Source organism: Sodalis endosymbiont of Henestaris halophilus, assembly GCF_900161835.1.
Lineage (GTDB): Bacteria > Pseudomonadota > Gammaproteobacteria > Enterobacterales > Enterobacteriaceae.
The window spans coordinates 1199948-1221906 of record NZ_LT897836.1 but is presented as its reverse complement, the minus strand read 5'-3'; the positions used below and the strand labels follow the sequence as shown (position 1 = coordinate 1221906).

General features: G+C 37.4%; 7 protein-coding genes. 3 read left to right on the top strand and 4 right to left on the bottom strand.

Annotated elements, in window-relative coordinates:
* Nucleotides 1–479 precede the first annotated feature (479 nt).
* Nucleotides 480–3923: a transcription-repair coupling factor gene (gene mfd, locus HBA_RS02630; protein WP_097032465.1), complete on the bottom strand. Its 3444-nt coding sequence runs from the start codon at nucleotides 3921–3923 to the stop codon at nucleotides 480–482.
* Between the two features lie 208 nt (nucleotides 3924–4131).
* On the opposite strand from mfd, the gene lolC reads away from it, so the two are divergent.
* Genes lolC through lolE form a run of 3 tightly spaced genes read left to right on the top strand, consistent with a single transcriptional unit; the run spans nucleotide 4132 to nucleotide 7257 of the window.
* A complete protein-coding gene (gene lolC / locus HBA_RS02625) occupies nucleotides 4132–5337 on the top strand; it encodes a lipoprotein-releasing ABC transporter permease subunit LolC (protein WP_097032464.1) in 1206 nt (401 codons plus the stop codon).
* Nucleotides 5330–6019: a lipoprotein-releasing ABC transporter ATP-binding protein LolD gene (gene lolD / locus HBA_RS02620; protein ID WP_097032463.1), complete on the top strand. Its 690-nt coding sequence runs from the start codon at nucleotides 5330–5332 to the stop codon at nucleotides 6017–6019. Before lolC ends, lolD begins: the two co-directional genes overlap by 8 nt.
* On the top strand, nucleotides 6016–7257 hold the full coding sequence (gene lolE, locus HBA_RS02615) for a lipoprotein-releasing ABC transporter permease subunit LolE (protein WP_097032462.1): 1242 nt from the start codon (nucleotides 6016–6018) through the stop codon (nucleotides 7255–7257). The genes lolD and lolE overlap by 4 nt, the downstream gene beginning before the upstream one ends.
* 2126 nt (nucleotides 7258–9383) lie before the next feature.
* Here lolE and HBA_RS02610 read toward each other — a convergent pair.
* From HBA_RS02610 to mnmA, 3 genes are all read right to left on the bottom strand, one after another.
* On the bottom strand, nucleotides 9384–9641 hold the full coding sequence (locus tag HBA_RS02610; RefSeq protein WP_097032461.1) for a hypothetical protein: 258 nt from the start codon (nucleotides 9639–9641) through the stop codon (nucleotides 9384–9386).
* Between the two features lie 505 nt (nucleotides 9642–10146).
* Entirely contained in the window at nucleotides 10147–11517 is a 1371-nt protein-coding gene (purB, locus tag HBA_RS02605) for an adenylosuccinate lyase (RefSeq protein ID WP_097032460.1), read from the bottom strand.
* A gap of 889 nt (nucleotides 11518–12406) precedes the next feature.
* Nucleotides 12407–13531 (bottom strand): tRNA 2-thiouridine(34) synthase MnmA, encoded by a 1125-nt coding sequence (mnmA, locus tag HBA_RS02600; protein WP_457920921.1) that lies wholly within the window; start codon nucleotides 13529–13531, stop codon nucleotides 12407–12409.
* Between the last annotated feature and the right edge of the window lie 8428 nt (nucleotides 13532–21959).

The following is a 21959-nucleotide window of genomic DNA, read 5'->3' as shown; positions in this document are numbered from 1 at the left end:
TTACCTATGAGAAATTTACTGTAAAAAACCTTGAGATTTATTATAGGGCATGCTTATCGTTTTTGGAAAATTTTCTAAAGCTATAGTTATGTTTGTAGTCAAAATTAATTTAGCATTATGCAGTTGTTGACTATAAGTGAATAGTGAATGTTTCTTAGGACGTTTTTCTGTGCATTAATCATTATTAACAAGATGTTGGTATCGCGGCTCGGACGCTCAGCTTTAACTGCGTTCTACTTTTATATTTAAATATACTAACTAAAGTCATTTATAGGACTCCCATCCACAAAACGATGTTTACTACACCGTGTCAGTAAGCGCAGTACTGTAAAACCTACACTATATTATCTTACCGATGCAAGACGAAACAAAATCATCGTGTTAATATTACGAGCAGTATCTTATGAGTGTTACTTAACAATCAATTCAGCAAAATGTATTAGGTTAATTTTTACCCCTTTACCTTAAGGGTTAGGCGCTCACGTATGTCTCTGTAATTTGCTTAGTAGCATGTCAATATAATTTAGCCTAGCCGTGTAATCCGCTGGGGCGCAGCCAAATTTTAAGCGGGTCGGGCCATCGAATCTATAAGTGTCAGCCTCGTGTGTGATAAGATTGATAAGATAAGCGGGATCAACTTGGTTCGTTGCACTGAATTCGATAAATCCCCCTTTATCACTGCCTTCGATGCGCCGGATGCCTAAACGTTGCGCTCGCTGTCTGAGGTGAGCTATCGTCAGTAAATATCTCGCCGATGCGGGCAGCAAACCGAAGCGCTCAATGAGTTCTACCTTCAGGTCTTCGACTTCACGATCAGTAACGGCACTAAAAATACGTTTATATAGTGATAGGCGCATGTTGACATTGGGAATATACTCTTCCGGTAGTAGGGCTGGTATACGCAGATCCACTTCTGTTACTTTATTAGTAAGATGTTCTAAAGATGGTTCATAACCTTCCTTAAGTGCATTTACCGCGCTTTCCAGGAGCTCCATATACAGAGAAAAACCGATGTTTTCTGTTTGACCACTTTGTTCTTCTCCTAGTAGTTCTCCAGCGCCACGGATTTCCAGATCTTGCGTCGCTAAAGCAAAACCGGATCCCAGATTCTCGAGCGAAGTGATGGCTTCTAATCGCTTATAAGCGTCTTTGCTTAACGCTTGTGTTTTCGAAGTTAGTAGATAGGCGTAAGCCAAGTGGTGTGAACGGCCGACACGGCCGCGTAGTTGATGCAGTTGCGCCAATCCAAAATGGTCCGCCCGCTCAATGATGATGGTGTTGGCATTAGCGATGTCTATGCCTGTTTCAATTATGGTAGTACATACTAGTACATTGAATCGTTGCTGGCGAAAATCGTTCATTACTCGTTCTAAATCTCGCTTACGTAGTTGGCCATGTCCGATTACAATGCTCGCTTCTGGCACCAACTTTTTGAGGCGTTCTGCTGTTTTTTCAATATGCTGCACTTCATTGTATAGGTAATATACCTGGCCGCCGCGCAACACTTCTCGCATGATAGCCTCACGAACTATCAACTCATCGTATTCGTGTACAAACGTTTTCACCGACATTCGTCGTGATGGTGGCGTGGCTATAATAGATAAATCTCTCATACCATTCATCGCCATATTCAACGTGCGTGGGATGGGTGTGGCGGTTAGGGTAAGAATATCTATATTTTCACGCATTGCTTTAATGCGTTCCTTGTGGTGCACCCCAAAACGGTACTCCTCGTCAATTACGAGTAGCCCTAAATCATGCCATTTGATATCACTTTTTAGCAGTTTATGGGTACCAATCAAAATATCCACCTTGCCTTCTGCGGTATGTTTGAGAATTTTGTTTTGATCCAGAACACCGCAAGCACGTGAAATCATCTCGATACGTACCGGCCATTTATTAAATCTTTTTCGAAAATTATCAAAGTGTTGCTGTACTAAAAGGGTGGTTGGCACTAGCACAGCTACTTGTTTACGATTTTCAATCGCTATGAAAGCAGCGCGCATCGCGACTTCGGTTTTGCCAAAGCCTACATCGCCACAGACCAGACGGTCCATAGACAATGGTTGACACATGTCACTTAGTACTGCGTTTATTGCTTTAGTCTGGTCTGTGGTAAGTTCAAACGGGAAGTCTTTGCAGAATAATTGATAATTTTCCCGGTTATATCTAAAGGAAAAGCCGTTTTTGGCAGCTCTATGAGCATAAATATCTAAAATCTCCGCCGCCACATCTCGCACCCGCTCAACTGCTTTTTGCCGCGCCCGTGCCCAAGCGTCCCCACCTAGTTTGTGCAATTGCACATTTTCATTAGTGCTGCTAAAATGTCGTCGGATAAGATGCAATGAGGAAACAGGCACGTATAGCTTATCGTTGTTGGCATAGTTGAGAATTAAATACTCGGCCTTGATGCCCCCCGCTTCTAACATTGTCGTTCCGGCGTAGCGACCGACTCCGTGTTCTAGGTGTATGATCGGCTGTCCTTCATGTAGTTCTTCTAATGTATTAATTATGGTATCGGCGTTAATTGTTATGCGACTATCTTGTTGCCGCCAACTAGCTCGTTTTCCTAGCAGATCGTTTTCACAAATTAGCGCCCGTGCGCGCGTTGCATCGATAAAACCGTGTTCGATAGTATCGATGATGAGATAAACACCTTTTTTATCTGCATCATCCAGCCGTCTAATCAGTTTTGGTAGAATATTTACTTGAGTCAGAAGTTGGCTTAAGGTTTTTCGATAATATTCGCTTTCCACTGAAAAAATCACGGAGCCGTCAAAAGTTTCGCAAAATTGGCGCAACTTACTTATAAACTTATTGTGCTGCGCCTTTGCTGCTAAATCAGGCAAAGGACGATAATCCATGTTGTACTGGCCAGCTTTTTCCGGCAGTTTTTGTTTACTAAGTTGCACCCATGGCCAGCGTTTGAGTTTGGCGAATAGATCCTCAACTCTGAGCCATAGTTTTTCTGGCGGTAATAGCGGGCGGCGCATAGGATCCATTTGTCCATTATAAAAGCGCTTAGAAGCATTATGCCACAAACGGTCGGCGCTGTACTTGAGCTCGCCCGTGTTAACCACCAGCGTTTTTATTGGCAGATAGCTAAATATTGTCACCAACGGCTTGCTGAAAAATAGAGGTTGCCAGTATTCGATACCTGCTGGTAGAATACCTTTAATTACTTGTTGGTAAATATGCTCGGTATCGTCGCATACATCAAACTGTTCTCTCCAACGTTTGCAGAAAAGATTTATCCCGGCTTTATCAGTAGGAAATTCATGTGCCGGCATCATATTGATAGAAGTAATTTCCTGCGAGTTGCGCTGAGTGTCTATATCGAAAATATACAAGCTATTGATATAATCACCTGAAAAATCGATGCGATAAGTCCCCGACCCATCCATGAGATAAATATCTAACAGAGCTCCATAAATGGCAAAATCCCCGTGCTCTGTCACCTGATCGACTCGACGGTAACCAATCTGTTCCAATTGGGCACGTACTTTTTCCCGCGGCAAGTATTGACCTTTGGTAATAAAAAGCGTATGGCGGTGCAAAAAAGCATGTGGGCAGACCCGTTGCATCAGCGTATTCACTGACAGTATGATGATCCCACGTGTTAATGTGGGCAGCTGGTATAAGGTTGCAATCCTATCGGAAATATTTTTTTGATCAGGCGAAAATATGTCATACGGGAAGATACCCCAATCAGGCAAAATGAGTACAGGGTGATCGGTGAACTTCTTGATCTCGTTATGTAGCCGTAAAGCGCTTTGCATATCCTTAGTTATTAATAATACTGGTCCTAAATGTCTGTTAACTATGGTGGCACATTCCACGGCGTTGGCTTCTTCGATAAGTTGCCCCAAGATAAGTTTTTGTCCGTATTGGGTTGGTAAAGTATAAGGATTGCATTTTAACATAGCTGATAATAAATCTCTTTCTCACATAACAGTCCGCTGTAACATGGCTTTGCTGTAAAATGCTACGGCGTTTAAGACTATGGCATAAAATATGCGCTTTTCATGAATCAAAGTGGGTTGTTTAAGCGCTTAATAGTTTAATTATGCCACACGACTCTTTACTATTCTTTATTATTTTGCTTTCGCAATCACATCCAGACGAAAATTAATGTATCATTCTGTTGTATTATATATTGGCCTGCGCTATATGCGTGGGCGGGCATCAGACTGCTTCAGATGCTTTATTTCTTGGTTATCAAGTATTGCCATCACTCTTGGCGTGATGGCAATACTGGTAATATTATCAGTTATGAATGGCTTCGAGCGTGAACTTGAGAGCAATATCCTCAGGTTCATGCCACAAGCGCTGTTGACCACCTTTGAGGGGCGGCTTGATCCTGAACGCATCCCATCCTCATTGCTAAAAGTGCTTGAGGGCGTAACGTACGTTGCGCCGCTAACTACTAGCGATGTCGTGCTGCAAAGCGCTCGCAGTGTAGCGGTTGGTGTGATGCTCGGTATCACACCTTGCAGCTATCATGAACCTCTATCACGTTATTTTCTGGATGCCAGAAAAGATGACCTGGTGGCCGGCCAATACCGGGTAATCTTGGGTGATAAACTAGCCGACGCTCTGGGCGTAAAGCACGGCGATGCATTGCGGCTAATAGTGCCCGGAGCTAGTCAATTGACACCGATAGGCCGTATTTCTAGCCAGCGATTGTTTACCCTGGCCGGTACCTTCGCCGCCAACAGCGAAGTCGATGGTTACCAATTGTTGGTTAACCAGCAGGATGCTTCGCGTCTAATGCGCTATCCCGCTGGATATGTTACCGGTTGGCGATTGTGGTTCCAGCAACCTCTAGCAGTAGCTAACTTCAGTGCTCAGATTTTGCCGGATAGTCTAGTGTGGCACGATTGGCGCGAACGCAAGGGAGAATTATTCCAGGCTGTGCGTATGGAAAAAAACATGATGGGCTTGCTATTAAGCCTAATTGTCGTGGTGGCAGCATTTAATATTCTTACTTCACTCGGATTGCTAGTAATGGAAAAACAAGCCGAAGTAGCAATTTTGCAAACTCAGGGACTGACTGGCCGGCAGGTCATGTTGGTGTTTGTTTCTCAAGGGGCTATTGCTGGCATTACTGGTACTTTGCTCGGAACCAGCCTCGGAATTTTATTAGCGATTCAACTAAATAGTCTTATGCCGGCTCTAGGAGTGTTGCTTGACGGAGCCGTCATACCAGTGGTTATCGAACCGTTACAAGTAACGTTTATAGCTCTCTTGGCAATTAACATAGCATTGTTATCCACTATTTATCCTTCCTATCTTGCCGCCGCTGTTAAGCCTGCTGAGGTTTTACGATATGAATGATAATCCTTTATTAAAATGCTCCCAACTCAGCAAATGTTACAAGGAAGGTACTATTTACACTAATATATTATGTAACGTTAGTTTCACGTTGCAGCGTGGTGAAATGATGGCGATTCTTGGAAATTCTGGTTCCGGCAAAAGCACGCTATTACACTTGTTAGGCGGACTAGATAAACCGACCAGTGGCGAGGTGATATTTAAAGGCCAATCGCTGAATAAACTTTCTTCCGCTGCGCGTGCTCAGTTACGAAACCACTGTCTAGGTTTTATTTATCAATTCCATCATTTGTTGTTAGATTTTACTGCGTTAGAAAATGTGGCGATGCCTCTTTTGATTGGCGGAGCTCGCCCAAGACAGGCGCAAGAAACGGCGTGGAAAATGATGGAAGCAGTAGGGATTGAGAAATGCGGCTACCAACGCCCGGCGGAATTATCAGGTGGCGAACGCCAACGGGTGGCTATCGCCCGTGCGTTAGTAAATCACCCTCAGCTAGTTTTGGCTGATGAGCCCACTGGTAATTTAGATCAGCAAAATGCCGACAATATTTTTAAACTATTATGTAAACTAAATATAAACCAGGGTACCGCTTTTGTAATAGTTACCCATGATCTTAAATTGGCAAAGCGGATGCCACGGCAGTTAAAAATGAGCGATGGCGAGTTACGGGAAGCCGTAGAATGAAAATTCCTCTGTCGTTACAAATCGCAATTCGTTTTAGCCGGGGTCGTCAAGGTAGTATAATATCTTTAATGTCAATCATCTCGATCATCGGAATATCGCTAGGGGTAGCGGTGCTAATTATCGGCTTGAGCGCTATGAATGGTTTCGAGCGTGAAGTAAAACACCGTATCTTAGCGGTAGTACCGCATATAGAAATCGAGTCGGTGCATCAGCCATTTACCGACTGGCCTACCATGTTGAAAAGCATTGAACAGGGTCCGGGTATTCTAGCGGTAGCTCCCTATCTGAAATTTACTGGCCTCATAGAGCGCGCTGACAAAGTTAAGGCAGTTCATGTAAAAGGCGTCGACCCAATGCTGGAAATGCGATTGAGTGCGCTGCCAAGCTATGTACAAGGTGACGCGTGGTCGCAGTTTCAAGCTGGTAAACAGCAAATTATCGTCGGTAAGGGCGTTGCCGATACGCTGCATGCCACGTTTGGCGATTGGTTGACGGTGATAATTCCCAACAAAGATTGGAAGATAAAACTGTCACAACCCAAACGTATTCGTTTGCAGATCAGTGGTATTTTGACTTTGAACAGTCAACTGGATCACAGTTTTGCAATGATGCCGCTGGCGGATGCTCAGATCTATTTGCAGCGGAAGGGAGACGTAAGTGGTCTAGCCATTAAGGTCAGCGACGTTTTCAAGGCTCATAAACTGGTGCTCAATACGGAAAAATTTACTAATATCCATGTAAAAATTCGAAGCTGGATAGATAGTTACGGCTATATGTATCGAGATATTCAAATGATACGCACCATTATTTATCTAGCGATGTTGTTGGTGATCGGTGTCGCCTGTTTTAATATCGTCTCCACGCTGTTGATGGCAGTTAAGGCTAAAAGCGCCGCTATAGGAATTTTACGTACTATGGGAGCTAAAAACGGGCTAATCCGTGTTATTTTTATTTTCTACGGGTTATTAGCTGGTTTGATTGGCAGCGTGATCGGTGCGATAGTTGGTGTATTAATGGCACTAAACCTTACTACGCTGGTGAAGAAGATGGAAACATGGTTGGGTTATCGGCTGATGTCCAAGGATATCTACTTTATCGATTTCCTACCGATTGAGCTATCATTGGTAGATATTAGCAGCGTGCTGGTAACGGTGTTGTTGCTCAGTTTACTGGCGAGCGGATATCCGGCGTGGCGCGCTAGTCACATCGATCCAGCCAGGGTATTAAACAGTCAATGAGGCCGCATAAGGAACAAGTGTGCCAGCGCATTTATAGTCGGCTCATCTGTCTGTTCTAGTAAACGTAAAAGATTAAGGTATAAACACCGCACTTTCTATCCCGTATTTTTACTGGAGCTTTGATAGCGTTGCTTAAGATAAAAATTTTTTATGTTCACTGGTGGGATGGTTGCACAAAGTCGAGCATTTGTACATTCCTAACTGAGCTTAAACTATGACATACTAACCGAGTAAAGAATATCGCTGTTCATGCGGATTTTTCCACAATTTTACGTCATTGTAATTGTTTTACAACGATTATTGGTAGTAGTTGTTACAATGTGTAATATAATTATAAAGATAATCGGAATTCTCGTCTATTTAGCGCTGTTTAAACTAGAGTGGATGTTGAGCGATATTTTTGCTGGTAAATCAGAATATCGATAATTTTATGAACGATCTGATAATTAAGGTAGCATTATTTATTATGCATACTCTGTTAGTTACTGAGGTGGCTTGCAGACATATTAGATATATTTTGAGACTTTATCATAGCGTCATCATTAAGAGTGTCCGTTGTAATTGTTGATGCTAGTGTTTCCTGAAAGCATAGCGTACTCATAAAATTTATTTAGCAAAATATCCTTTGATATAGACAAAGTTATCATTCCATAGTTCGCCGATTCTTTTGGATGTGAAGTGTTGCTTTTAGAAACACCTACTTAGTTTTCTGTCTTTTGTACAATGTATTTTGTTTCGTCGCCTGTAATATAGAATTAAATCTAAAATTGAGTCAGGTGTGTAGAACTTATTGTAGGAAAATATTATGATCTTGCCAGCAGTTGTGTATTGTAAGTAAACCACGCGTTTATCAACATCATCATCGATCAGTGTGGCTAAGCTATATATTTTGCTTTTTATACATACAACACTTAAAACAAAGCTTCTCAACGTATCACTATGGTAATAAATAGATCACGCGATTAGCGGGGCAAGGAAGTTAGCAAAAGACGATTTTTATATCGTGCAATACGGTACTCACATGGTGTCTATACCTGAATGAAAGTAGTGTACTTGGGATGCAATTTTGCATAAAAAAAGTTTAACTCTGGCTAAGTAACGGTGAAAATTGCCTACAATAATGTACAATCGAATACTGCCAATGGGGCGTCATCTCTCTGGTAACAACTTTATTATCAACACCTTTAGATTATTATCAAGATAATGCCCGTTACTAAAAGCGCGCAGGCGTTTGCTGGCTATGAAAGCTATCATAGACAAGAAAAAATACATTTATTGTAATAACTTTCGATTATTTGTAGTTTGCAGTGAGTAAGAAGCTAATGATCATTAGCGACGAGATTTTGAAAATAGTTTGTATCCAGGCTGTTATGAACCCTCTCTCAAGAATAGCATATTACAATATGCATCAATATATAAAATTACTCACATAATATAATGCGAGCTATGTAAAAGCTAATGAATTTCAGCTTTGAGCCGGTTATCAAGTTTTTCATGGTGACATCGATAGAGCCCAAATTTTCCTAACATAGTCTGTAATTTTTGATTCTGTTGAATAATTATTATAATTGTCGTGGAAGGGGCATAAGTTAGCTTTGCATACTGTGATAAAAAAGCCTAATGATAAAATATTGTATAGTTAATTTAATAAGTGCTTCTAACTAAAGGCATACACAAGATAATCCAGCGCCTATAGCGAACTAACGGGTTAATGTTGTTCTAGAATAACGCTATGTATGAATAACGCGTTGCGGCTGTTGCCGCAACGCGTGCCTCATATGCGATGAAAGGTGTATTAAAATAACTTCGGTCATCGGGAGAAATTGTGCTGAGATTAGCTTACTCTGTGCCTTCTATAGTGCCGGGTTGCATGGGTATTTGAAATGCCATAGATTTAAAAGCACCTGCTTGATTAAGTTTTTATAGGTCAAACTTACAAGTGAGCGATCAGGTGCAGTAGTGGCTACGTAGTACAAATAGAGCGTTAGAACTATACCGGTTGCACAGTCAATAAAAAGCCTGATGTGCATGGGATTAATTTGAAATAGAGACATAGAGCCTAATTAAAATCAAAACGATATCCCTTACGTTAACTTTGGTTGTTACTTCATCCCAGAGCAATTAGTCTATATTTTCAGACGACCCATGACCAATTTAGATAGTGTAACTATCGCGTTGTAATTCAGCGTTAGGATAAAGATACAACATGAGCGAATCCTTGTTGACGACTTTAATAGTATTAAACTCAAACGCGGCCGAGCATTGATATTAATTTTGTTAATCGTGAGTTCACTGCGCGAAAGACTAATAAGAATAGTTGGCAGTTTGATGATCCGCGATACGAGATCGATGTTACGGCGCATCAACGCCTGTACGCGTGCCATAATTTCTTCCAAATGAAATAGTTTAGTGATGAATAGCCATTGGCGTCTACTTATAGACTTTTAACTTTATTTCCGTCATCCATTACTAGTGAGTACAAATAAGGTAGATTACCTAATTTCGACGCAAGCAGTGAATCATATTAAGACCGTCCTTATCTAGCAAGCCTAGATCGATAATTGTGATATATAGTTGATGTTAATTTAGAAAGTAATAGTAATATATGCTTTAGCGTCCAGCGGTATCCACATTTATGCTATGTTTCACGCATCTGCATTGTTACATATTGATTAATAAAATAATTATCTTTTATTACTGTAATGGACATCGCAGCTCCTGAATAAAATAATTTTAGCAGATTTTGTGGCGCACTCCGTTTTGTCAAACTAGTATCTTTCCATCTAGAAAATAATGTCTTATTCAGACAATATTATTCTTCCAAAGAAGAGCTAAACTCCTCATGGATAAACATAAAATTATGTAGGACACAAGATCCCTATCCTTATTCTATTTTAATTCATCAACCAGCGTTGCTGCGCGTCCAATATAGTTAGCCGGTGTTAGCTTCTTTAATCGTACTTTTTCCTCATGCGGCAGCGGCAAGCTATCGATAAAAGATTTTATGTTTTTAGCAGTTACATGTTTACCTTTGGTGAGTTTTTGAAGCTTTTCGTACGATTTTTTAATACCGTGCCGGCGCATTACTATTTGTATAGGTTCTGCTAGAACTTTCCAATTGCTATTGAGTTCCGTCAATAAATGAACCTGATTAACCTCTAGTGTACTAATTCCTTTAAGTGTAGACTGATAAGCGACAAGTGCATAACCAATACCAATACCTAAGTTGCGCAATAATGTGGAATCAGTCAAATCCCGCTGCCAGCGTGAAACTAGTAGTTTTGCTGATAAATGGTTCATGACAGCATTTGCCATCCCTAGATTTCCTTCCGAATTTTCGAAGTCGATAGGGTTCACCTTGTGTGGCATGGTTGATGATCCTATTTCCCCGGCAAAAGTGCGTTGTTTAAAATAATTTATGGCAATATATCCCCAAATGTCACGGTCGAAATCAATTACAATAGTATTAAACCGTGCAATACAATGGAACATTTCAGCGATATAATCATGCGGCTCTATTTGAGTAGTATATGGATTCCAACAAATACCTAAACCAGTGACGAACTTCTCGCTGAAACTATGCCAGTTTACTTCAGGGTAAGCAACTATGTAGGCATTGTAATTGCCAACTGCACCGTTAATTTTTCCTAAAACTTCTACTTTCTCGAACTGGCAATATTGACGCTTCATGCGATAGACAAAATTAGCCATCTCCTTACCAAGAGTCGAGGGAGTTGCTGGCTGGCCGTGGGTGCGCGAAAGCAGGGGAATATCCCGATATCGTTCAGCAAGTACCATTATGTCGTCGATGATTTTGCGCCAAGCCGGCAGTATAATGGTCGTGCGCGCGGTGGACAACATTAGAGCGATAGAAAGGTTATTGATATCTTCGGAAGTGCAGGCAAAATGGATGAATTCGCTTATTGATTGCAGTATAGGTAGTTTTGCAATTTTTTCTTTTAAAAAATACTCAACTGCTTTTACGTCATGATTGGTGATGCTTTCAATACTTTTGATGCGCTTAGCGTCTTCCATGCTAAAGTTTGCAACGATCTTATCGAGGTAATTATTTGCGTGATCATCAAAGGCTGGCAATTCTTTGATCGCGTCACAGGCTGCTAACTGTTGCAGTAATCGTACTTCTACCTGTACGCGAAATTTCAGAAAACCGAATTCACTAAAAAGAGCTCGCAGCGGGCCAACTTTGTCGCTATAGCGTCCGTCCACTGGTGAAATGGCGGTCAGAGAGGATAATTCCATTGATTATAAAACTCCTAAAAATAAAAAAATTAGCAAGTGGCTGATTTGGATTGTTTGAAAAAATCTTTTAAGACCGAACTTTAGCTAAAGTTACTAACTGCCCTACTATTCTGTTATGGAATAATAAAGCGCCAGCTTGTTAACAGTAAAACGTACTATTTAGTCTGATCATGGGAATGATCAATGCTGATGTTACGTCGGTAACCTAGATGTGCAGTTATATCGTGATGATAATGTTTAAATGGATACTAGTCGCGATACTAATAAGTGTATCCAATAGGAAATTAAAATATCTGGGTTGTGCCGGTTTAGTCTGTTGGATGTAACAACTTAAAGCCCCCTTAAGCATCGAGATTATCGGTTAGGTTGCGTTTTAGCACTATTACCCCAATTTTATAGTACTTCAACTCGGCAAGCTTTTTTACACAACGCCGTATTTAGCACATAAGCAACGCTCCATGCACAAACATATCTAACTGCCTACGTTGTTGCCGCAAAGGCAGGAAGCAAATCAAAAGTCAGCAGACTCTCGAGCAAAAACTCGTAAGGATTATTCGTTGCGTTGACTTTAGTGAAAGAGAGGTATTTCATAAGTCTTGCATTTTAGAATATTTCTATTATCGCCAATTTAATGTTAAAAAAATTTTAGGTCAAGATGATTTCCGTATCTCTTGCCGGAAGTGCAGTTTACCATTTATAATGTTTAGTGAACCAAACTATAGGCGTACTACGTATGCGAAATACGCCATAAATCGCTGTAAAATACATAACATAGGTGTACGCTTTAGTGTTTCAGACCCCTTTTATAAGGATTCTGTGTCTACCGCGCCGATTTACCCCCGGACAGAGGGGCCACTTAGGGTAATAAAGGATCTAGACAATTAGAGATTTAATCAGGCAACGGTTGTCGTGTTTCAATAATCCCGCCGCCTAAGCAACATTCCGCGACATAAAATACTGCTGATTGGCCTGGCGTCACAGCAGCTAGTGGCTGATCGAAGGTAACCTGCAAGCGTTTTCCGTTCTCTTGTGGCGTGACTATACAATTAATATCCGGCTGACGGTAACGAGTTTTCACCGTACAGCGCAGATTATTTGTTAACGGTTCCCGAACGACCCAGTGCAGCTGGTCGGCAATAAAACCGGTAGACATCAGTCGCGGATGCTTGTGACCCTGAGCAACAATCAGTCGATTATTTTCAATATCCTTTTCCACCACATACCAGGGGTCTTTACTGCCGTCTCGGGTACCGCCAATGCCAAGTCCTTTACGCTGACCTAATGTATAGTACATCAAGCCCTGATGGTAGCCTACCTCGAGGCCATCAACTGACATAATGACACCAGGATGTACCGGTAGGTATTGGCCGAGGAAATTGCGGAATTTTCGTTTGCCAATAAAACAGATGCCTGTGGAATCTTTTTTGGTGGAGGTAATCAAACCAAGCTCGGCGGCAATTTGCCGTACTTTTGGTTTAGTTAGTTCCCCTATTGGAAACAGGCAGCGCGCAAGTTGCCCATAGCTCAACGTATAGAGAAAATAGCTCTGATCTTTATCATAATCTAGACCACGCAGCAACTTACTTTTACCGCCTAAGTCGATACGGCGTACATGGTGACCAGTGGAAATAAAGTGGGCACCCATATTCTCTGATGCAAACTCCAAGAAAGCTTTGAATTTAATTTCTTTATTGCACAAAATATCTGGATTATTCGTGCGGCCAGCCTTATATTCAGCAAGAAAGTGCACAAAAACATTATTCCAATATTCAGCGGCAAAATTAACTGTATGTAGGGTGATACCCAAGGTATCACACACCGCCTGTGCATCAGCTAGATCGCTTGCTGCATTGCAATATTCTTCGTTGTCGTCTTCTTCCCAGTTTTTCATGAATAATCCCTCCACTCGATATCCTTGCTGTTGTAGTAACCAGGCGGAAACGGAAGAGTCAACACCGCCGGACATGCCGACGATTACTTTTTTTTTATTTTTATCTGACATGATTTTTCTCAAAAAAATGACTGCGCATACATTGCGCGACGTAATTAATTAAACAACGCGATTTTATAGCAACTCTCTACACCGCACCTTTCATTTTGCTCCCCGGAGCAAATGCAGTTCGTCAGAGTTGTTATACAAACCTTAAGCACCAACCCGTGATTGGACAACAAATAAACCGCGTTTAAGATAGCGAATTATGGGCTATCATGTTATATACACTTGACGGTTTTCTCTTTGTTCAGCTTCATTTGCAAATAAAGTGTAAGATCAAGTATGTTAATATAACTATTCTAGTTTATTTATGTTTTCACAGCATTAAAAGAATATTATTCTTCCATGGAAGAATTTGCTCATTTACTCAATTAAGTAAGTATATTGGAATGCTTGTTGAGTGAATAATATAACACGTCCGATTTTTAATTTAATTTGTTTGTGTGGCTAAGTTTATTTGAGAATGCAATTATCTTTGTCGAAAGCTAGATAAGAAAAGTATATTAGATGATTACGTTACAGTAATAAACCAAGAGATAACTATTACATCTACAATGATAGAGGTATAAAGTTGTAAGTTGCATGTGGAACGTCAATCCTATTTAAGGAGCTTATTTTTGCACGATAAAAAATTAACAAAATCATGCTACTCTGTCTTTAATTCGTAAGTATCAGAGGTATGTTTGATTTTCCCCGGCATGCAACGGGAGTAGAGCTGCCGTATTTGAATAAGTCTGTAAGTGCTTTATGAGATTTTTAATTATTACGCTCGAGTAGATTATCAAAACAAAACGGGCAGTATGCTCACTAGCAAATTAATCAAACAAGTCAAGACATTGTTTTACAGTAAAAATGAATGCACTGAAAATATTGTGACTAAGAAGGTAAGTATTAGCTCGTAGAACAATCCAGGGGGGTCAGACAACACAGGTTATCTGGTATGTGGCTCTTATTAGTTATGTTGTTATGCATTATTGAAACCTACTTATTTACTTATCTATTACTTTTAATGACTATTGCTCACTTTCATTGAGCAGCATATTTGTAAGCATGGTAGGGTAGCAAAAACTGGTTATTGAGACTTTCTAGTTCTTGCATTAGGCATACAGTTCATGTTGATATATTTTAAATATCTACATGCTGAATTTTCTAGTGAAAATATGTATAATTGAAAAGTTAAAAGGAAATAATAGAATGATAAAATAAGTACAATCAAAATTGTTATGATCCCGTGATATTATCGCACACCATAAAATAACTAATCACGAGGTATATCTCGAAAACGATGGGTAACAAGAGAAACATCACTTTGTATCGCTAGCGCCTGGCTAGTCTAGATTTAATCTAAAATTAGTTATCAAGATAATGATGCTTAAATTAATATTGCCTGGAATGGGCAATAATAGTTATTCTTCCAAATCAGCACCTGTATCATATAGTTTATAATTCCATAACAGCCGAGTTGCGCTGTAGCACTTGACTAGTAAGTCAAGTAGTTTAACCCAACGTGGACGTAACACTTGTTAGTTGCATGAAAGCTTGTATCGCTAAGACCATGTAATAAATTGTGACATATATAGTTTTCCCAACTGTTAAAGCAGTTATATTTAATAAATATTAAACAACAACGTAATTAAAGGTGGAATGCTATTTTTACCTAAATCCATGTTTATTTGATTTATTTATATCTAGAAACGATAAAATTAATTCATTGATAACCAATAAGTAACTAAAGATAATCATGGTCATAGTGATAGTACATTAAAATATAACTTGTAATTAACTAAGAGCAACCATAAGGTTTTTAACATATTTATAAGGTTATTCATGTAAAAGTAAAATTAATACAGATAACTAAAATATCTTTCTTAAAGATATATTTTGCTATACGCACGAGTGCCTTTGATATTTTGAGCACTTTTATGGTGGTTAAAAGCCACATACGTTCATTAGCTATATTTTGCAAAATATTAATCAGCGTTGATTTATCAGATTTATAGCCTGTTCATGTATAAAAAGTAACGATGCTGTTGACAAGTTAATTTTGTGATGTGGTATAATAAGTCAACAATAACAGAAAATAAATATTTTGGTATGATAAATATATTCTAATAAATATAGCGATGGTTAGCAGTTAATTATGATTTATTGAGTTATTGATTTAGCTAATTTATTACGGTTATTTTACTACCACCTCGTAACTATGCACTTTGTTACAACAAAAAAAGAAACTAATAATATAATTATAAGTTATTTCTATAAGCAGCAGGTACGCAATAATGCGTGCCACAAATTTCTATATTTATTATAATGACAATAATTATAAACTTAATATATTAATTATATAGCTAAGGATTTTAGTAAATTACTAGTATTTATAAATAAAAATTTTAGTGTATATTACTTTAAGTTAAATCATCTTTAATTAACTTAAAACTATACTTATAGCATTAACATGATTTATTTAATAAATACATTGGACTTGTATCCCGTAAATTTTATTCGTATTGTTTTATGCTTTTAGCAGTTAATTTATTTTTGTTTATTTTAATCATCATAAAGTACAATTAAAGTAATTATTAATTGATCAATAAAGATATCAAAATAAACAATATATTACATATGAGTTAGGATTTTTACAATGTCAGCTAACCATCTATATGTTATAATCAGATAAATAAGATAAAAGTAAAATTTATGAACAAGTTTTAGAGTTGATGACCTATAGCGATATTATTTATAATATCGCTATGGTATTTTATATTACTAATGCAGTAGAAGCTAAAATTAAAATCTAGTTAATATATTTTCTAATTATAGTATGTTACTTAACTGTTGTAATGATAAGGAGGTACACTAGATAATACTACTATTTAACTAAATTTATTATACTTAAGTAATTACTATTAATGATAGTAAGATTGTTATTAAATAGTAAATGGTTTCATGAACCTTAGTTAATTTTAAACTGTATATCCTATGTAGAAGAATATTATGAAATGTGCATGAAATAATGCATTTGAACTAAACTATATATCTTTCTTTGCTAGGAGTTACTATAAAAACCTAATGCTTTAATAAGGTGCAACAATACACATAATATTAAATAATAAATGCAATTTACACCTAGAGATAAATACTTGATACAAAATTATTTTCTCATAAACATACAATATTTAACAATAAACATTGTATAAAGTCACAGCACAACTAAGTTTTTGTGAAATTGATTACTATAGCTTATGGCAATGCATTTCTCATAAATTGATAGAAAAACAAAATACGTTCATATTATATAAATCTCTCTGAGAATCATGGAATATCATGTTTATATTTTATTGCTATATGATTGATTGACATTTAATAATATTAATTTTATGGCTTAATAAGCCAACCTGCAATTCAGGAAATTCATATGCACTTTTAACGTTACGATTGAGATGTTAGTAAATAAACACTTATAAATCGTGAAATAGATATAATTGCACTTTAAGTGCAAACATGTATTCTATACCAAAATTCGGTCCTTAAGTGGTTTTGTATATTGTTGCTTTTACGATAAAATATTGAAAACATAACTACTTTTATCTTAATGAGATTATTAACGATTTTATTAAATATAAAAGCTCTCTGTATCATTTATCGCATTAAAGCCTTATAAATTGTATGGTACATATAAGCATATGTGTATGAATTAGTAAAGGATATGCATTATTTTAACTAAATTAGTATAAATAAGTGAAATAACTCGTAAACTTGTATTTATTAATTTGAATTGTAACATAATTACATTCATTACAATCTATTTTCTCATTGCAAAAATAAAGTTTTATTTATTCTGGCTATGGTCGTGCAATATATTGCAATGAAATACACAAGCATAATTATCTTTACCTTAAAGTACCTAAATAATACATCATTAGTTTTATTAAAATAATATTTATATTCTCCTTACGAACAAACTTTAAGTATACGATAATCTTATAATTTAAGAAGATAATCATATTCATTTACCTATTTAATTATAAATACTTATAGTAAATAACATATCTGGTAAATATCATAAATGGTTATGATTAACGCTATTACGGCAAGGTATATTTTAGTAAGAAACTAAGTATAATCTTGTAGATAGGCTTTCGCCGCAAGTAATCTTTTTTGGCGCTGATTCACTAGCCAATAACATTTAAAATAGCCGCCGATTTTAACTAGATCAAAATCGCAACTCTTGACATTTATAGTTATATTTCTTACTGCTATTGATGGTTATTATAAAGATGAGTACTGATTAAAACTTAATTTAATGAATAATATGCATGTCCATATATTCATGTCAACTAAATTGTACTGCATTGAGGCAGTACAGAAAAAGTTGATATATTGACATTGCTAGACTTGGCTGAAAGCTAATATTTTAAGATGATAACGATAAAATATCATATTTATATAAAAGCGCAAAGAACAACTAGCTAAAATTATTCTGATGGTTTATAGGGATACTCATCTTTACTGATTAACCATGTTGCTTGGCAGGCAACAGAAATTTTCCCTTAATCTTCGTTAAGAATGATTATCACTCTAAATGTCAATGATTTTATTTAGCCAACAACTCTAGATGGTGCATCTATTAAGTTGCATGTAAGCATGGCGTTTACTTAAGTTGGAAATAATAATGACTTTTATTAACCTAATGAGAATTTTCAGCTATGTGTATTTGCAGAGCAGGACGAGCGTCAGCAATCTACATGGTTTACACTCTTTAATTCATCAAAAATTACGTTATCAGAAGGTTAATCAACCGTACGTTTTCGCTCGCAACTTGCGCAAATATCGTCTTTGTTGAGCATCATTAGTACTAATAGGCTAATGATGATGGTGGTAACATATCTCAAACCGGAGATTAAGATTGCTAGTCTATACAATCAATAAGCAATCATAAGCCTCTTATCGATTAAAATATCGTATTTGAGCAGACAGTATTTTAACCCAAAGTTAGGCCAAACGTTTTCTAGTGAGAAAACGTTTGGCCATCATTTTGCCTAACATTCACAAGGATGTAGTCTAAGCCGTATGCCTGACTTAAGCATCGCTCGTCATTTTATTACAGCAAGAAGCAACACGAATGCAATCAGTTGACAACTGCGACCAACTTATCTGATTGCTGCCTGTTTATCATATTGTTAGGAATGATGATCAAGGAAACAATCGGTTAAAACGATTACAATCATTATTGTAGTTTGAAGGTAAATACAACATAACGATGTTTGCAAGTTAGTCAATATGATCACTCAAAGGTATACTGCGCTGCAGACAATGTTATGAGTCAGCAGATATCGCTACCGATAGCGATAATTTCATTAATCAATCTTTTTCACAGGAAAACTAAACACATAAGTTATATTGTGTATCAAAGCGTCTTATTTTAATCACAGTCTCCAGCGATAGGCACTACGCTACCGATCAAAAGAATCCCTGATATGTGTAAATAGCGTCAATAGCATGAGGTGGTAATGTTAGATTTTGTTATAGATTATCGTCAGCTTAAATCAACTCGGTTGTGATAATCATTAGTATTAGTACCTAAATCATAGACGTCATACATTTAAGATGATCACTGAAATCAGAAAATAATATAGAACTTCACGCTGAAAAAGAAGTTAATGGCTTATACACAAACTAATTGTGTATAAGACCTGTTATTGCGTTTTTATCTCTGCAGGTAAAATTATTCTGCGATCACCATCATTAAAAATTATAAAATAAATTAACAGTACTATGTAAATTACTAAGGGGCTAAAATGAACAAAGCCTTTATGAGAAGCGTGACTTGTCATACGTGTTATCTTATAAGGGGAAATTCTTAAAGGGAGTAAAAATGCTAATACCATTTTGCGCTGGGGTGGTGAACAGCGACGCGTCGATCGTCCTATAGAAGTAGGTGATATGCATGTGAAGGTGTTGATAAAAAATATATGGCGCTGACGTTTGTGCCAAATTGACTGATTTATTTTAAGTAACGCATTATTATGTAAATGACAAAGAGTAATTTTAGCATTTTTTATCAACCTGGACAAGGTGATGATTATGTAATTGATAAATACGCGAATCTCTTTGATCGTTCAGATGCGCTGATTAATCATACCGTTGTAAATCATCATAGTTTGTTTATGAACATCAATTATAAAGTAGAGAATAGATTTGTTTAATAGTGTTATACCAAGAATATTTTTATGTCTCGCGCGTAACTTAATTAATGAAAACATAGAGCGCGAGCAAAATCTGATCAATCTAACCAGATGCATAAAGATAACCTCAACCTTACCCCGTAGGGAGAATATATTATTTGCCTCCAATAACCCTGGGAAAGGACATAATCAAATCGCTAGCATTGGAACTTACGCCTTATTGCATTTTAGTGTGCATGCGGTAAGGATTAATGTGATCTATAGTTGCTAATGCAGTGTAGTTATGTTAACAAATACCAGCAATGGATTTATTATAATCCCATACTTATACTCTGTATCCCCCCCCACGTAGGATATACATGTACGCAAAATAACTAAGAGTATAGTTTGTGACATATTAAAGACACCGGAAGCTCATATCACACACCATCCGTCACATGGCCAGGAAACCCTCGTTATCTACGGCGTTTTTATACTAACTTATCCTCAATTGGAGGTATAAATAGCAACTATATAAAGCCACTCAACTCAGTAGGAACTTCGTATGATACCTTCTTTGCCCCGCTATCATGTGCTTACGTAATATTTTCTCTGATACTAATAAACATAAGGTAGAATCGCTATTCTAGGTGATAAAACTCGTGTTCGAGTGCACTTTCCTAGATCAAAAAGCAAGCTCTGATATTGCTGCGTGTGTCGCTTTACCGATTAAATATCCGTTATGCCGCCCCGTCACATATGTATGAAAGCTTTACCCGATTAGCCTTTTATAATATCTTGCATGTAATTCGATTAAGGCGCTAGAAAAGTAGAAAGAATGCTATTGACTACAACCTGCCTGATAGCTTTGGCTGCGCTAAAGTAACTTACTAGTTATGAACTTTATGATATAAGTGCGCTTACTAGCCGCCATCAGTTATTACTGATGTTGATTTTTGCCATGTCAGTTGCATGCAGTATAAGGTAATTGCTGACAAGGCAAACATGTAGAGAGCAAGTGCTGATCACGATGTTGGTGCGGAAAATTGAATTAGAGACAATAAATGATTTGATTAATACTTTATTAGTGCTGTTTTTTTTCGAAAATGCCCCTGCATCTGTTTTATTAATTTTAGCATAAGCTATGGAGTGCCTAGATACCTATCTGGCCTAATCTGGAAAAATATGAAATGAAGCACAAAATACATTAAGTAGAGCGGATGCGAGCTAATCGCAACTCTTATGCTGCCAATGAATCAAAGGGTTAACTGGTATGGCTACAGGAGTGGAGCAGAGAATATACCCTGTTGCTCAACAACTTCAGAGCAGATAATTTATTGACTGGCATCTAATGTTAACCCATATATGATTTGATGTCGTGCGCTGTTCTGTCATTAATGACTTATTAACTGGAAACCGACAGCTAGATAATCTTGTCTTGTGTTGTAAAATATTTTAAATAACCGCATAGCTTAATAGCTAGGTTTGAGGTGGAGATAGTAGATGCAGACAAAAATAAGAGAATGCACAACAGCGAATCATAACATGTATCATTAACGTTTGAAGTCTGTAACATGCTGATGTACTGAAGAAAGATATTGTACTTAAATTCATTAGTTATTTTAGTCTATACGGGTCTTTGATTCCCTGAAAGTATTCAAAATATATTGATATATATAATATATCTCTTATTTCTCCATAAATTTTTTATTAAAAGTAGTATCGCATGCCCGACGTGTTCATACAGTAGCAGGACTTACTGAGCTTTTTATAAAAAACTACTGCAGCACTCCGAATACAGTATTATATCGTTGTAGCTAATTTCGTTCTGACTGTTAAGAGGCAATTATCTGACACCACCGAATTTTGACTTGTTAGCTACATATTTTTCCAAAATGTCATGCATCTAGTCGTAACTAAGAATGGACTATGACGAAAGCTATGTTTAACGTTAAAACCGTCTTTCCTTTAGAGGAAAACATAAACGAGGAATAAACGCTTAACTGACTTCGTTCAAGTTTAGCAAAAGTCTACTCCTATTTTTCTTTGTATAAAAGAAGCTTTGCTAAGTTATATAACTTATAAAAACAGTATGCAGAATAGTAATCGCTCTGCGGCTTAATTGTAGCGTCAATGTTTTTATTATTGAGATTAGTTACCAAGCCGTTGGGTTGCGTAACGTAGCATGCACTCTTACGGGTCAAATTAGTCGACCTATAATATTAGCAGACGTGTTAACTGACGAATATTAGTGTAGTTTTGGTTAATAATATTTTTGTTATGAA

Bases quoted from the DNA above. Each gene is read 5' to 3' on its own strand.
- mfd (WP_097032465.1), bottom strand. From the start codon at position 3,923: ATGTTAAAATGCAATCCTTATACTTTACCAACCCAATACGGACAAAAA.
- lolC (WP_097032464.1), top strand. From the start codon at position 4,132: ATGTATCATTCTGTTGTATTATATATTGGCCTGCGCTATATGCGTGGG.
- lolD (WP_097032463.1), top strand. From the start codon at position 5,330: ATGAATGATAATCCTTTATTAAAATGCTCCCAACTCAGCAAATGTTAC.
- lolE (WP_097032462.1), top strand. From the start codon at position 6,016: ATGAAAATTCCTCTGTCGTTACAAATCGCAATTCGTTTTAGCCGGGGT.
- HBA_RS02610 (WP_097032461.1), bottom strand. From the start codon at position 9,641: ATGGCACGCGTACAGGCGTTGATGCGCCGTAACATCGATCTCGTATCG.
- purB (WP_097032460.1), bottom strand. From the start codon at position 11,517: ATGGAATTATCCTCTCTGACCGCCATTTCACCAGTGGACGGACGCTAT.